12 protein-coding genes are annotated in these 14,264 nt (G+C 72.8%); 9 read left to right on the top strand and 3 right to left on the bottom strand.

Annotation, left to right across the window (positions count from 1 at the left end; all coding sequences use genetic code 11):
- Window positions 1-82: 82 nt before the first annotated feature.
- From rimO to QUY26_RS09705, 6 genes are all read left to right on the top strand, one after another.
- A complete protein-coding gene (gene rimO / locus QUY26_RS09730; RefSeq protein ID WP_289945066.1) occupies window positions 83-1,612 on the top strand; it encodes a 30S ribosomal protein S12 methylthiotransferase RimO in 1,530 nt (509 codons plus the stop codon).
- Entirely contained in the window at window positions 1,609-2,316 is a 708-nt protein-coding gene (gene pgsA, locus QUY26_RS09725; protein ID WP_289945064.1) for a CDP-diacylglycerol--glycerol-3-phosphate 3-phosphatidyltransferase, read from the top strand. Before rimO ends, pgsA begins: the two co-directional genes overlap by 4 nt.
- Window positions 2,317-2,399: 83 nt before the next feature.
- Entirely contained in the window at window positions 2,400-2,915 is a 516-nt protein-coding gene (locus QUY26_RS09720) for a CinA family protein (RefSeq protein ID WP_289955627.1), read from the top strand.
- Window positions 2,916-3,024: 109 nt separating this feature from the next.
- Window positions 3,025-3,399: a helix-turn-helix domain-containing protein gene (locus QUY26_RS09715; RefSeq protein WP_030362858.1), complete on the top strand. Its 375-nt coding sequence runs from the start codon at window positions 3,025-3,027 to the stop codon at window positions 3,397-3,399.
- A 296-nt stretch (window positions 3,400-3,695) separates the two neighbouring features.
- Window positions 3,696-4,166 (top strand): Dps family protein, encoded by a 471-nt coding sequence (locus QUY26_RS09710; protein ID WP_289945061.1) that lies wholly within the window; start codon window positions 3,696-3,698, stop codon window positions 4,164-4,166.
- Window positions 4,167-4,357: 191 nt separating this feature from the next.
- Window positions 4,358-4,543 (top strand): hypothetical protein, encoded by a 186-nt coding sequence (locus QUY26_RS09705; protein ID WP_289945059.1) that lies wholly within the window; start codon window positions 4,358-4,360, stop codon window positions 4,541-4,543.
- Between the two features lie 724 nt (window positions 4,544-5,267).
- Here QUY26_RS09705 and QUY26_RS09695 read toward each other — a convergent pair.
- The 3 genes from QUY26_RS09695 to QUY26_RS09685 all read right to left on the bottom strand — a co-directional run bounded on the left by QUY26_RS09695 (window position 5,268) and on the right by QUY26_RS09685 (window position 12,175).
- Window positions 5,268-6,044: an SDR family NAD(P)-dependent oxidoreductase gene (locus tag QUY26_RS09695; RefSeq protein WP_289945056.1), complete on the bottom strand. Its 777-nt coding sequence runs from the start codon at window positions 6,042-6,044 to the stop codon at window positions 5,268-5,270.
- A gap of 36 nt (window positions 6,045-6,080) precedes the next feature.
- A complete protein-coding gene (locus tag QUY26_RS09690) occupies window positions 6,081-6,983 on the bottom strand; it encodes an Fpg/Nei family DNA glycosylase (protein ID WP_289945055.1) in 903 nt (300 codons plus the stop codon).
- Window positions 6,984-7,501: 518 nt separating this feature from the next.
- Window positions 7,502-12,175, bottom strand: coding sequence for an ATP-dependent helicase (locus QUY26_RS09685; RefSeq protein WP_289945054.1), 4,674 nt, complete (start codon window positions 12,173-12,175; stop codon window positions 7,502-7,504).
- 89 nt (window positions 12,176-12,264) lie between these two features.
- On the opposite strand from QUY26_RS09685, the gene QUY26_RS09680 reads away from it, so the two are divergent.
- Genes QUY26_RS09680 through QUY26_RS09670 form a run of 3 tightly spaced genes read left to right on the top strand, consistent with a single transcriptional unit; the run spans window position 12,265 to window position 14,239 of the window.
- On the top strand, window positions 12,265-13,275 hold the full coding sequence (locus QUY26_RS09680) for an AraC family transcriptional regulator (RefSeq protein ID WP_289945052.1): 1,011 nt from the start codon (window positions 12,265-12,267) through the stop codon (window positions 13,273-13,275).
- Window positions 13,185-13,934 (top strand): AzlC family ABC transporter permease, encoded by a 750-nt coding sequence (locus QUY26_RS09675; protein WP_289955625.1) that lies wholly within the window; start codon window positions 13,185-13,187, stop codon window positions 13,932-13,934. The genes QUY26_RS09680 and QUY26_RS09675 overlap by 91 nt, the downstream gene beginning before the upstream one ends.
- The gene (locus QUY26_RS09670; RefSeq protein ID WP_289945050.1) at window positions 13,931-14,239 is read left to right on the top strand and encodes an AzlD domain-containing protein; all 309 of its coding nucleotides are present in this window, start codon (window positions 13,931-13,933) and stop codon (window positions 14,237-14,239) included. Before QUY26_RS09675 ends, QUY26_RS09670 begins: the two co-directional genes overlap by 4 nt.
- The last annotated feature ends 25 nt before the right edge of the window (window positions 14,240-14,264 follow it).

The following is a 14,264-nucleotide window of genomic DNA, read 5'->3' as shown; positions in this document are numbered from 1 at the left end:
TGCCCCGCCCCGAGCGCCCGTCGCGATCACCAGTGAACCCTGGCGGCGGGCGCCGACGCATGGACGAAGTAGTCTTGATTCCATGCCCGAACGCCGCACCGTCGCCCTTGTCACGCTTGGCTGCGCCCGTAACGAGGTGGACTCGGAGGAGCTCGCAGGCCGCTTGGAGGCGGACGGCTGGGACCTCGTGGAGGACGCCGAGAACGCGGACGTCGCCGTCGTCAACACCTGTGGCTTCGTCGAAGCCGCCAAGAAGGACTCCGTAGACGCCCTGCTCGAAGCCAATGACCTCAAGGGTCACGGCAGGACGCAGGCCGTCGTGGCCGTCGGCTGCATGGCCGAGCGCTACGGCAAGGACCTGGCCGAGGCGCTGCCCGAAGCCGACGGCGTCCTCGGCTTCGACGACTACGCCGACATCTCCGACCGCCTGCAGACCATCCTCAACGGCGGCATCCACGCCTCGCACACCCCGCGCGACCGCCGCAAGCTGCTCCCGATCAGCCCCGCCGAGCGCCAGGAAGCGGGCACAGAGGTCTCCCTGCCCGGTCACGCGCCCGTGGACCTGCCCGAGGGCCTCGCGCCCGCCTCCGGGCCGCGTGCGCCCCTGCGCCGCCGTCTGGGGAGCAACCCGGTCGCCTCGGTGAAGCTCGCCTCCGGCTGCGACCGCAGGTGCTCGTTCTGCGCCATCCCGTCCTTCCGCGGCTCCTTCATCTCGCGCCGCCCCTCGGACGTGCTCGGCGAGACCCGCTGGCTGGCCGAGCAGGGCGTCAAGGAGGTCATGCTGGTCTCCGAGAACAACACCTCGTACGGCAAGGATCTCGGCGACATCCGGCTCCTGGAGACGCTGCTGCCCGAGCTGGCGGCCGTCGACGGCATCGAGCGCGTCCGGGTCAGCTATCTGCAGCCCGCCGAGATGCGTCCCGGCCTCATCGACGTCCTGACGTCCACGGAGAAGGTCGCGCCGTACTTCGACCTCTCCTTCCAGCACTCCGCGCCCGGCGTGCTGCGCGCGATGCGCCGCTTCGGGGACACCGACCGCTTCCTGGAGCTCCTGGAGACCATCCGCGGGAAGGCGCCGCAGGCCGGCGTGCGCTCCAACTTCATCGTCGGCTTCCCCGGCGAGACCGAGGCCGACGTCGCCGAGCTGGAGCGGTTCCTCACGGGCGCCCGGCTCGACGCGATCGGCGTCTTCGGGTACTCCGACGAGGAGGGCACCGAAGCCGCGACGTACGAGCACAAGCTCGACCAGGACACCGTCGACGAGCGGCTCGCCCGGGTCTCGCGGCTCGCGGAGGAGCTGACCTCGCAGCGCGCCGAGGAGCGCCTCGGCGAGCGACTGGAGGTGCTGATCGAGTCCGTCGACGACGAGGACGGCGCCATCGGGCGGGCCGCGCACCAGGCGCCCGAGACGGACGGCCAGATCCGATTCGCGGACGCGACGGCTGGGGAGCCCTTGCACGTCGGCCGTATGGTCGTGGCAAAGGTGGTCGGCACGGAAGGCGTGGATCTGGTGGCGGAGCAGTGCGAGCTCCTGGGAGAAGGGGCCGGAGCAGGCCCCGAGGGCCCCGGTGCGGGCCGGTCCCGGGGCGTCGGCGAAGGGACGGGCAGATGACCCAAGTCCCGGCATCCGCGGCGGGCGGCTCCGGCGCGCACGGCGCGAAGCCGGTGCGCGGCGGGAAGCTGGGCGCCGCGGCGGTCGACCAGGCCAGCCTGTGGAACGTCGCGAACCTGCTGACCATGGTCCGGCTGCTGCTCGTGCCCGGCTTTGTGATGCTGCTCCTCGGCAACGGCGGCTATGACCCGGCCTGGCGCTCGTTCGCCTGGGCCGCCTTTGCCATCGCCATGATCACCGACCTCTTCGACGGTCACCTCGCCCGCACGTACAACCTGGTCACGGACTTCGGGAAGATCGCCGACCCCATCGCCGACAAAGCGATCATGGGAGCGGCGCTCATCTGTCTGTCCTGGCTCGGCGACCTGCCCTGGTGGGTGACCGGCGTGATCCTCGGACGTGAGCTCGGGATCACACTGCTGCGCTTCTGGGTGATCCGCTACGGCGTCATCCCCGCCAGCCGCGGCGGCAAGATGAAGACGCTCGCCCAGGGCACGGCCGTCGGGATGTACGTCCTGGCGCTGACCGGCCCGCTCGCGACCCTGCGGTTCTGGGTGATGGCGGTCGCCGTCGTCCTCACCGTGGTCACCGGCCTGGACTACGTGAAGCAGGCCGTGGTGCTTCGCAGGCAGGGCATGGCGGCGAACGCGGCCGCCGCGCGCGCGGCGGCCGACCCGGAGCCGGAGCGGGGGGCCGCGAAGTGACGTCAGGGGGGCCGGAGGCGGGTGCCGAGGCCCGTGCGGGTGCCGGTGCGGAAGCCGGGGCCGAGGCCGGGGTCGCCGCCGAGGTGCTGCGGCTGCTCGCCGGGCGCGGTGAGACGCTGGCTGTCGCCGAATCCCTGACCGGCGGTCTCGTGGCTGCCGAGGTAACGTCGGTGCCGGGTGCCTCGCGGGTCTTCCGCGGCTCCGTCACGGCGTACGCGACGGAGCTGAAGCGGGAAGTCCTCGGGGTGGACGGCGAGCTGCTCGCCGCCCGCGGAGCCGTGGACGGCGACGTCGCCCTGCAGATGGCCGCCGGTGTGCGCGAGCTGCTCGGCGCGGACTGGGGGCTTGCCACGACAGGCGTCGCCGGCCCCGATCCGCAGGACGGACAGGCGGTCGGAACGGTGTTCGTCGCGGTCGTCGGCCCTGGTTCCCCGCTTCGCTCTGAGGGGAATGTGGCCGGCCTGAGGTTGAACGGAATCCGTACGGAAATCCGTAGAGAGAGCGTACGCAGTGTGCTGGGACTGCTCCTTCGGCAGCTCTCGGGAGAACGAGCCGGGAACGAGCGGGCACAGGATACGGAACAGAACGGGGGGAATTGATGTTTGCAGCCCTGAGTGAACACGACATCGCTCCCCGCACGGCCGCCGCGCGAGGCGGTACGGTGGGGCGTGAAGGATGCGGCTACGCGGTCCGAGGAGGGAGCCACCGATGATTCTGCTCCGTCGCCTGCTGGGTGACGTGCTGCGTCGGCAGCGCCAGCGCCAGGGCCGTACTCTGCGCGAAGTCTCCTCGTCCGCCCGAGTCTCACTCGGCTATCTCTCCGAGGTGGAGCGGGGGCAGAAGGAGGCTTCCTCCGAGCTGCTTTCCGCGATCTGCGACGCGCTTGACGTACGGATGTCCGAGCTCATGCGGGAAGTGAGCGACGAGCTCTCGCTCGCCGAGCTGGCCCAGTCGGCAGCGGCTACGGAACCGGTGCGCGCACCGATGCGTCCGATGCTCAATTCCGTCTCGGTGACCGGTGTGCCACCGGAACGGGTGACCATCAAGGCGCCTGCGGAAGCGGTCGACGTCGTCGCCGCCTGACGTTCGGGCCCCTTACGCGCACAGAGCCCCGGCCGGGTCCTCCGGCCGGGGCTTCTGCTGTCTGCCTTGTCGCGTGCTGTCCCCGTTGCTCTTCGCTTGTTGGCTGTCGTGTGCTGTCTGGCGCGCTGGCTGTCGTGTGCTGCCTGTCGTCGGCGAGCGGTGCCCGAAGTGGCCGCAATGAAGTACTTGCGCGATGGTTGAAGTTGTTTTGGACGACGTGGTTTGGACAGCCGAGACACGAAAGGCAGTCGCCGCACAGAGACAGCCGAGGCGACAGTCAAGACGCGGAGGAATCGATGTACGTCGTGAAGAGCCCGTTGCCCGACAGTGACCTGAAGACTGTCTCGGAGGCGCTGCAGGGCGCCCTCGTGGACCTCGTCGACCTGTCCCTGGTGGCCAAGCAGATCCACTGGAACGTGGTCGGCCCGCGCTTCCGCTCCGTGCACCTGCAGCTCGACGAGGTCGTGGACACCGCCCGGCTGCACTCCGACACCGTCGCCGAGCGTGCCTCCACGCTCGGTGTCTCGCCCGACGGGCGGGCCGGGACGGTGGCGTCGAGCAGCGGTATCGGCCAGGTCCCCGACGGCTGGGTCAAGGACACCGACGCGGTCGGGGCGCTCGTGGACGCGCTCGGAGCGGTGATCGGGCGGATGCGGGAGCGAGTGAACGCCACCGGCGACGCGGATCCGGTGAGCCAGGACATCTTCATCCAGATCACGGCTGACCTGGAGAAGCATCACTGGATGTTCCAGGCCGAGAACGGATAGGTCCGGAGGGGGCGCCTCCGGGGACGAGGGCGCCCCCGGTCGCCTTCTTTCGGGCGCCGGAGTGTCTCGGTGGGCCGGCGCCGGAGTGTCTCGGTGGGCCGGGGGGCCGGTGGGTCTGGTCGGTCCGGTTGGATCTGGTTGGTCCGGTTGGATCCGGATGGTTCGACACTTTCGCCACCACCGTCGCACCCGTGATCGTGCTCGTGGGCGTCGTGGAGATGGACGCGCGCCGCAAGGCCGTACGCGACACCATCGCCGCGAACTCCGAGCGCTTTCGCTCCGCCGTCGACTCCCTGCCCCGGGAGCCGACGCCCGAGCAGGTGTGGGCCACCCGAGCCCGCCTCGGGGAGATCGCCCACCGGTCCTCCAGCCGTTGATACAGCTGACACCGGCGCCCGTCGTGCCGATGGTGCGGGCCATACGGGGGTATCGGCGGCTTGCGCGGTTGGAGCGGGAGGATTGTGGGGGTGGGGCGGTAGGGGGCGCTGGTGCGGCTGCTGGTGGTGCTGATGGTGGTGGCGCTGGTGGGGTGGTTGGTTCTGGCGCGGGGGCTGGGGCCGGTGTGCGTGGCAATGGCGGTGCCGGGTCTGGTTCCGGTGGTGGGTCTGGCGTGGGTGATGGCGGTGCGGGGGCCGGTTCCGGGCAGTGACGCGGGTGGCCGTGTGCGCTTCGGATGCGAGGGCGGGCGGGGCGGGGGAGACTCGGAAAGCCCGCGTCCGGCGTCGGTCCGTGCGGGCTACGTGTGTGGCCGTGCGGTCGGCCCGGCTCCTGGCGGGAGGTGACAGCCTTGCCGTGGCGCGTCGTGCGGTGGGCTCCGATGCTGGGGCTTTCCGCGTTGTGGTGGTGGGCGGTCTTCCGGCTCGCCCTCGCGCCCGAGGCGGGGGTCCTGGAGGGGGCCGTCGCGGCCGGCGGGTGGGGGTTGAGCCTGCTGCCGGTGCACTGTGTGGCCAAGGCGCGGGCCGCGGGGGTCGCTCGGCGCAGGTCGCCAGGGCGTGTCACCAAGGCGTCGCGACACCACTGAGCATCGAGGCTCACCAAGGCATCGCGACTCACCAGGCATCGAGGCTCACCAAGGCATCGCGACTCACCAGGCATCGAGGCTCACCAAGGCATTGCGACCCCGCCGTTCGGGCGCAGGATCTGGCCCGTCGTGAACGAGGACGCGTCCGAGGCCAGGTGCAGTACGGCGTGCGCCACGTCCTCCGGTTCGCCGACCCTGCCCAGGGGCGACCTGCGGGCCAGCGCCGCCTCCGTCGCCGCCTGCGCCTCCTCCTCGTGCCGGTGCGTCATCGGCGTACGCGTCCACCCCGGAGCGACCGCGTTGACGCGGATCCCGTGCTCGCCGACCTCCGCCGCCAGCGTCTTCGTCAGCTGTACGACGGCCGCCTTCGCCGAGGCGTAGCAGAGCAGGCCGGGGTGGCTGGTGTCGACCGCGCTCGACGCCATCGTCACGATGCTGCCGCCCGTGCCCGCCGCGATCATCGTCCGGGCCGCCGCCTGGCACGCGTACAGGACCCCCTTGAAATTCACGCCCAGGACCCGGTCCAGGTCCTCGTCGCGTGTCTCCAGGACCGGGCTGCTGTGCATGATCCCGGCAATGGCCGCCATCACGTCCAGTCCACCCGTCGCCTCGATCGCGTCTGCCACGGCTCTGTCCACCCGGGCCCTGTCGGCTACGTCCACGGTGTGCGTGAACGCCGCGCCCCCGTCCGCCCTGATGCGGGTCGCCGTCTCCTTCAGGCCCTGTGCGTCCCGGTCCGCACAGTGCACTGCCGCGCCCGCCTCGGCGAGCAGGACGGCGGTGGCGCGGCCGATTCCGCTGGCGGCGCCTGTGACGAACGCGGTGCGGTCGGTGAGGTCGTACGCCGATATGGGCATGGCGGGACCGTACGGGGGAATCTGACGGGGCGTCAACTAGTGGGCGTGTGGGGGGTTTGTCGGTGGGCGGTTGTTGGGGGTGCGGACGCTGGGCGTGCGGTTGTCGGGGGGTGGGGTTGAGGAGAGGGGCTTGTTGGAGGCGGGGTGTGGGCCCTGTTGGCAGGTCGGGCACCAGTACGTGGGGCGTTTGCGGGTCGGGTCGCCCTGCTCCGCCGCGCGCAGGGGTGTGCCGCAGCGCAGGCAGGGGCGGGGGGCGCGACCGTACACGTACAGGCGTTGGCCGGGGCGGGTGCTGCCCGTCGTCGTGCGGGCCGGGCGGTCGCGGTTCGCCTCCAGGAGCTTCTTCGCCAGGGCCGGGAGGCGGGCTGCCTGCTCCTCGGAAAGGTCGCCGACCGGGAGCCAGGGGGTGGCCCTGAGCAGGAAGCAGAGTTCGCTCTTGTAGATGTTGCCGATGCCCGCGAGGTTCCGTTGGTCGAGCAGCGCCTCGCCGAGGGCGCGCTCGGGGTCCGCCCGCAGGTTCCGCAGCGCCTGCTCCGGGTCCCAGTCCGGGCCCAGGAGGTCCGGGCCCAGGTGGCCCACGGCGCGGTGTTCGTCGGTCGTGCGGAGCAGTTCCAGGACCGGCAGGCGGTAGCCGACGGCGGTGTGGTCGGCGGTGGCCAGGATGGCGCGGATCTGGTGGGTGGGGCCGCCGCGCCAGCGTTCCCGCGGGGCGTACACGCGCCAGGAGCCATCCATGCCCAGATGTGAGTGGAGGGTGAGGCCGCCTTCCACTCGGGTGAGGAGGTGCTTGCCGCGGGCCGTTACGTCGAGGACGGTGCGGGTGGTGAGGTCGGTGGTGGCCAGCTTGGGGACGCGGAGGTCGGAGCGGGTGAGGGGGTGGCCGGCCAGGGCTGTGTGGAGGCGGTGGGCGGATTGGTGGACTGTGTCGCCTTCGGGCATGGGGGTAGCGTTCCACTTTCTGCTGGCGGGGGCGCCTCGGGCGGTGGGGCTGTGTGCGGGGTGCTGTTTCTTCGCCTTCGGTTCGGTTGTGGGGGTTGCGGCCCCTCGCCTTCGGTCCGGTGCGTGGGTGCGGGGCCGTGCCGGTATGTCCGTGCTCGCGTGTGCGTTGTCGCCCACAGGTCCTGTACGCCCCTCGTGGTGGGCCGAGCTGCGCCGCCATACCGGCACGGCCCCTCCGGTTCGGATCGCGGCGATCCGTCCGGTGAGGGCTGGCGTCCGGCCTCCGGTCCGGTGGCGGTGCGGTTCCTTGCAGTCCAGTCGCCCCCCCGGCTGGGGCAGCTCGGCTGCCAGGGGTGATGAGGCTCCCCCTGCTCGAGCGGAGTCGAGAGTTTGGGGGAGGGGGCACAGCCCAGGGCGACGGTGTCTTCGATGTGGGGGGTGGGGGGAGGGGAGTGGCGGGGGCCGAGGGGCCGCTGACGCGGGGCAGGGGAACAGGTCAGTGGTGCTGTCCGTGGGGGTCAGGGGCGGAGGCGGAGGCCGCGGGGGGTGGCGTGGAAGCCTGTGTGTTCCAGGAGGGGGGAGAGGGGGGACGTCAGGGCGGGGGAGCCGTTGATGCGTTCTACGGTGACCGTGCCGAGCGCGCCTGCCTTCGCCGCCGAGGCCAGCGCCGAGGCGGCCGCGGGCAGGTGCGGGTCCTCCAGGGGGTCGGTGTGGTCCGGCGTGGACCATGCGAGCAGCGATTTGCCGCCGCGCTCCATGTACAGGGTCAACTCGCCGTTCACCAGGACCACCAGGGACCCCGCCTTCCGGCCGGGCTTGTGGCCGGCCTCGGCCGGGGGCTCGGGCCAGGGCAGGGCGGCACCGTAGGCGTTGGCCGGGTCGGCGGCGGCCAGGACGACGGCCTGGGCGTCGGACGGCCGGGAACCGTCCCCGCGCTCACGGGCGTTGGCCCCGGCCCGCAGCCGGTCCACGGCGCCGTCCATCGCGAACTGCGCGGCCCCGAGCCCCTCCACCACGTACCCCCGCCGGGTCTGGCCGTTGTCCTCGAAGGCCGACAGGACGCGGTACACCGCGGAGAAGCCGCCCTCGACGCCCTCGGCCCCGACCGCCCCGCGCGTCACCACGCCGTGCCGGTCGAGCAGTGTCCGGGCCAGGGCGTGGGCCCGCAGCGTCGGGTCGGGCTCGCGGGCGGGCAGCAGGGACCAGCGGCCCGCGACCGTGGGCGGGCCCGTGCGGGAGGCGGGGCGGGCGGCGGCCGTCAGTGAGCCGTACCGCCCGCGCGGGACGTTGCGTTTCGCGCGGTGGGCCGTGGAACCGGCAGTGCGCCCCGAACCCAGGAGGGAGCGCATCGGAGCGAGCGTGTCGTTGGTGAGACGGCCGGACCATGCGAGGTCCCAGACGGCGTCGGCCAGTTGGGGGTCCGGGACGTCCGGGTGGGTGGTCGCGCGGATCTGGTCGGCGATCTGCCGGAAGAACAAGCCGTAGCCTCCGGAGAGGGTGTCCAGGACGGACTGGTGGAGCGCGGTCAGCTCCAGGGGGTGCGGCGGCGGGAGCAGAAGGGGGGCCGCGTCCGCCAAGTAGAGGCTGATCCAGCCGTCCTTGCCCGGGAGGGCTCCGGCACCCGCCCAGACCACCTCCCCGGCCGCGGTCAGCTCGTCGAGCATCGCGGGGGCGTACCCGGTGACCCGGGAGGGCAGGACGAGCTTCTCCAGGGCGGACGCCGGGACCGACGCGCCCTGCAACTGCTCGATGGCGCGCACCAGACCGTCGACACCACGAAGCCCGTGCCCGCTCAAGTGCTGCCACTGGGGCAGGAATTGAGCGAGGGCGGCCGGCGGCACCGGTTCCAGTTCGTGCCGCAGGGCGGCCAGCGAGCGGCGGCGCAGCCGGCGCAGGACGGTGGCGTCGCACCACTCCTGACCGATCCCCGCGGGGTGGAACTCGCCCTGTACGACACGGCCGCTCGCGGCGAGGCGGTGCAGGGCCCCGTCCGTGACCGCCGCGCCCAGGCCGAAACGGGCGGCGGCCGCGGCGGACGTGAACGGTCCGTGCGTGCGGGCGTAGCGCGCGAGGAGGTCGCCCAAGGGGTCCTTGACGGGCTCGGTGAAGGCCTCCGGGACGCCGACCGGCAGCGCCGTGCCGAGCGCGTCCCGCAGACGGCCCGCGTCCTCGATCGCCGCCCAGTGGTCCGCGCCGCCGACACGGACCCGGATGGCCCGGCGGGCGCCCGCCAACTGCTCGGCCCACTCGGGCTCCGCACCGCGTTCGGCCAGCTCGGCGTCCGTGAGCGGGCCGAGGAGGCGCAGCAGGTCGGCCACGCCTTCGGCGTCCTTGACGCGACGGTCTTCGGTGAGCCACTGGAGTTCCTGCTCCAGGGCGGCGAGGACGTCCGCGTCGAGGAGCTCGCGCAGCTCTGCCTGGCCGAGCAGCTCGGCCAGGAGCCGGGAGTCCAGGGACAGGGCGGCGGCGCGCCGCTCGGCGAGCGGTGAGTCGCCCTCGTACAGGAACTGCGCCACGTACCCGAACAGGAGGGAGCGGGCGAAGGGGGACGGCTCCGGGGTGGTGACCTCGACGAGGCGGACTCGGCGGGACTCGATGTCGCCCATCAGCTCCGTCAGGCCCGGTACGTCGAAGACGTCCTGGAGGCATTCCCTGACCGCCTCAAGGACGATCGGGAAGGAACCGAACTCGCTGGTGACCTCCAGGAGCTGGGCGGCACGCTGGCGCTGCTGCCACAGCGGTGTGCGCTTGCCGGGGCTGCGGCGGGGCAGCAGCAGCGCGCGGGCGGCGCACTCGCGGAAGCGGGAAGCGAACAGGGCCGAGCCGCCCACCTGGTCGGTGACGAGCTGGCCGACCTCGCCCTTGTCGAAAGCCACGTCCGCCGCACCCACGGGTGCCTTCTCCGGGTCGAGCGTCGAGTCCACGGTCGTGCCGAGGTCCGCCGGGTCCTGATCGAGCAGGTCGAGGCCCATCAGGTCGGCGTCGGGCAGACGCAGCACGATGCCGTCGTCGGCGTGCATGACCTGGGCGTCCATGCCGTATCGCTCGGTCAGGCGGGCGCCGAGGGCGAGAGCCCAGGGAGCGTGCACCTGGGCGCCGAACGGGGAGTGCACCACCACGCGCCAGTCGCCCAGCTCGTCGCGGAAGCGCTCCACCACGATCGTGCGGTCGTCCGGGATGTGGCCGCAGGCCTCGCGCTGCTCGGTGAGGTACGTCAGGACGTTCTCAGCGGCCCAGGTGTCGAGGCCCGCGGCGAGGAGGCGGACGCGCGCGTCGTCCTGCGGCAGTGAACCGACCTCGCGCAGGAACGCCCCGAGCGCACGGCCCAGTTCGAGCGGGCGGCCCAGCTGGTCGCCCTTCCAGAACGGCAGCCTTCCGGGGACGCCGGGCGCGGGGGAGACCAGGACGCGGTCGCGCGTGATGTCCTCGATGCGCCAGGAGCTCGTACCGAGTGTGAAGACGTCGCCCACACGCGATTCGTAGACCATCTCCTCGTCGAGCTCGCCGACGCGGCCGCCGCCCTTCTTCGGGTCGGCGCCCGCGAGGAAGACACCGAACAGGCCTCGGTCGGGAATCGTGCCCCCGGAGGTGACCGCGAGGCGCTGTGCCCCCGGCCGGCCGGTGACCGTGCCCGTGACGCGGTCCCACACCACACGCGGGCGCAGCTCCGCGAAGGCGTCGGACGGATAGCGCCCCGCGAGCATGTCCAGGACGGACGTGAACGCCGACTCCGGGAGCGAGGCGAACGGCGCGGCACGGCGCACCAGGGCAAGCAGGTCGTCCACCTGCCAGCTGTCCAGGGCCACCATCGCGACGAGCTGCTGGGCCAGCACGTCCAGGGGGTTGGCGGGGACCCGCAGCGACTCGATGGCGCCCGTGCGCATCCGCTCCGTGACGACGGCGGCCTGGACCAGGTCGCCGCGGTACTTCGGGAAGACGACGCCCGTGGAGACCGCGCCCACCTGGTGCCCGGCGCGGCCCACCCGCTGGAGGCCGGATGCCACGGAGGGCGGTGACTCGACCTGCACCACCAGGTCCACCGCCCCCATGTCGATGCCGAGCTCCAGGCTCGACGTGGCGACGACCGCGGGCAGGCGGCCCGCCTTCAGGTCCTCCTCGACCTGGGCGCGCTGCTCCTTGGAGACCGAGCCGTGGTGCGCGCGGGCGAGGACGGGGGGCGCGCCCTGCGCGGCGCCGGACTGTGCCATCACCTCCGCGGGGCTGTGGTCGTCCGGGAGGGCCGCGCCCGTCGCGCGTTCGTAGGCGATCTCGTTCAGGCGGTTGCACAGGCGCTCCGCCAGGCGGCGGGAGTTGGCGAAGACGATCGTCGAGCGGTGCGCCTGCACGAGGTCGGTGATGCGCTCCTCGACATGGGGCCAGATCGAGGGGCGCTCGGCGTTGTCGTCGGAGTCGGTCGCCGGTGAGCCGCCCAGCTCGCCGAGGTCCTCGACCGGCACGACCACGGAGAGGTCGAACTCCTTGCCCGCCTTCGGCTGGACGATCTCCACCCGGCGCTGCGGCGACAGATAGCGGGCGACCTCGTCCACGGGACGGACCGTCGCCGACAGGCCGATACGGCGGGCGGGGCGCTTCAGGAGCGCGTCGAGCCGCTCCAGGGACAGCGCCAGATGGGCTCCGCGCTTGGTGCCCGCGACCGCGTGCACCTCGTCGAGGATCACCGTCTCGATGCCCGTGAGCGCGTCCCGCGTGGCCGACGTGAGCATCAGGAACAGCGACTCCGGGGTCGTGATCAGGATGTCCGGCGGGCGCGTGGCCAGGGCCCGGCGCTCGGTGGCCGGGGTGTCCCCGGAGCGGATGCCCACCCGTACCTCGGGCTCGGGCAGGCCGAGGCGCACGGACTCCTGGCGGATGCCCGTGAGCGGGCTGCGCAGATTGCGCTCCACGTCGACCGCGAGGGCCTTCAGCGGCGATACGTACAGCACACGGCAGCGCTGCTTGGGGTCGGCCGGCGGTGGGGTCGAGGCCAGCTGGTCCAGGGCGGCGAGGAAGGCGGCCAGGGTCTTGCCGGAGCCGGTCGGGGCGACCACGAGCACGTCCGAGCCCTCCGCGATCGCCCGCCACGCCCCGGCCTGCGCGGACGTGGGCGCGGAGAAGGCCCCCGTGAACCAGCCGCGGGTCGCGGGGGAGAAGCCGTCGAGGGCATCGTCGTGACTGCGTGCGGACCTGACCATGACCCCATCGTGCACCCCGCCACTGACAAAGGCTCCGACCTGCGAAAAGAGCTTGCACTCGCGCCGCCGGACGGGCGCAGAATGGAGGTATGGCTGGTTCGGCGGAGCAGGCACGGCACTGGACGTACGCCGAGCTGCCCGGCGTCGACCTGCTGCGGGCCCGCTACGTCCGCAAGACGTTCGCGCGCCACACCCACGAGCACTTCGTGATGGCGGCGATCCGCGAGGGCGTCGACGTGTTCCAGCACACCGGCGCCGACCGGCACGCCGGACCCGGCAGCCTCGCCCTGATCAACCCCGACACCCCGCACACCGGCCGCGCCGGAGACCCCGAGGGCTGGCGCTACGGAGCGGTCTACCCGGCCCCCGACGTGGTCGCCGCCATCGCCAGGGAGACCACGACCCTGCGGGGGACACCCGGTTTCGTCCTGCCGGTCCTCGACGACCCGTACGCCGTGACCCTGGTCCACCAGGTCCTGCGGGCCGCCGAGGAGGGCAACGCGCTCGCCGCCGACACGTTCCTGCGGGTCGCCGTCACCCGGCTGCTGCGGTCGAACGGCGGCAACCTGCCGCAGCGCGGCGTGCGCTCCGTCGGCGCGCGGGTCGCGGCACGCGCGCGTGCCGTCCTGGAGGAACGGCTCGTCGATCCGCCGAGCCTGGAACGCCTCGCCGCCGGTCTGGGCGTCAGCTCCTTCGCCCTGCTGCGGGCCTTTCGCGACGCGTACGGCATGCCGCCGCACGCCTGGCTCACCGACGCGCGTGTGCGGCGCGCCCGCCGCCTCCTGGACGCCGGTACGAGCCCCGCCGAGGCCGCCGTCGCCGTCGGGTTCACCGATCAGCCGCACCTGAACCGCCACTTCGCGCGGATCGTCGGCGTGCCCCCGGGCGCCTACCAGCGGGAGCGCAAGAACGTACAAGACCTTCCTGACCTGCCCCTCGTAGCGTCCGGGAGGTGGCAGAGCGAACATCATCCCCAGACATACCCGGGTACTCCGAAGGAGCCCCCGACATTCCGGGGCCCGCGGACAGTGCGAGTCCCGGTCCGGCCCGCCCCGACTCCGCCGTCGTCCGCGACGCCCTCGGCGTCGGAATCGCCGTAGGCCTCTCCGGCTTCGCCTTCGGGGTGACGTCGGCCAGCAGCGGCCTCACTGTGCTCCAGACCTGCGCCCTGAGCCTGCTGGCCTTCACCGGAGCCTCCCAGTTCGCCCTGGTCGGCGCGCTCGCCGGGGGCGGAGGCCCCTACACGGCTGCCGTGGGCGCCGTCTTCCTCAGCATGCGTAACGCCTTCTACGGGATCCGGCTCTCCCAACTGCTCGCCCTCCCGCGCGCGGTGCGCCCTCTCGCCGCCCATCTGGTGATCGACGAGACGACGGCCGTCTCCCTGGCACAGCAGGGGCAGCGCGCGGCACGGATCGGTTTCGTCGTCACCGGAGTCAGCCTCTACCTCCTGTGGAACCTCTCCACGTTCCTGGGCGCCCTCGGCGCGGAGGCCATCGGGGACACCGCCACCTGGGGGCTCGACGCCGCCGGTCCCGCCGTGTTCCTCGCGCTGCTCGCGCCGATGGTGCGGACCACGACGCACCGGGCGGTCGCGGCCGTCGCCGTCCTTCTGGGCCTCGGACTGCTGCCCGTGCTGCCGGCGGGAGTGCCCGTCCTCGCCGCTGCCCTCGCTGTCCCGGTCGTGCTCTACGTAGAGGGCCGAAAAGCACAGCGAGCACAACAGGCACCGCCCGACAGCGCGCAAGGGGAAGACCGTTGAACATCTGGACCGCCATCGCCGTGACCGTCGTCGGCTGCTACGCCGTCAAGCTCGCGGGTCTGCTCGTGCCCGCAGGCGCCCTGGAGCGACCGCTCGTCCAGCGCATGGCCGCCCTGCTGCCGATCGCGCTGCTCGCCGCCCTCACTGCCCAGCAGGCCTTCGCCGACGGCCGGGTGCTCGTGCTCGACGCCAAGGCGGCGGGTCTGACCGCGGCCGCCCTTGCGCTCCTGCTGCGCGCGCCCTTCCTGGTCGTCATCGGGGCGGCTGTCGGCGTCACGGCGGGCGTGCGGGCCCTGGCGGGGTGAGCCGCGGCGGGCCCGCGCAGCGAGC

This window comes from Streptomyces flavofungini, from assembly GCF_030388665.1.
Classification (GTDB): Bacteria; Actinomycetota; Actinomycetes; order Streptomycetales; family Streptomycetaceae; genus Streptomyces; species Streptomyces flavofungini_A.
Note: the sequence above shows the minus strand (reverse complement) of the source record. Positions and strands in the feature narration are given on the sequence as shown.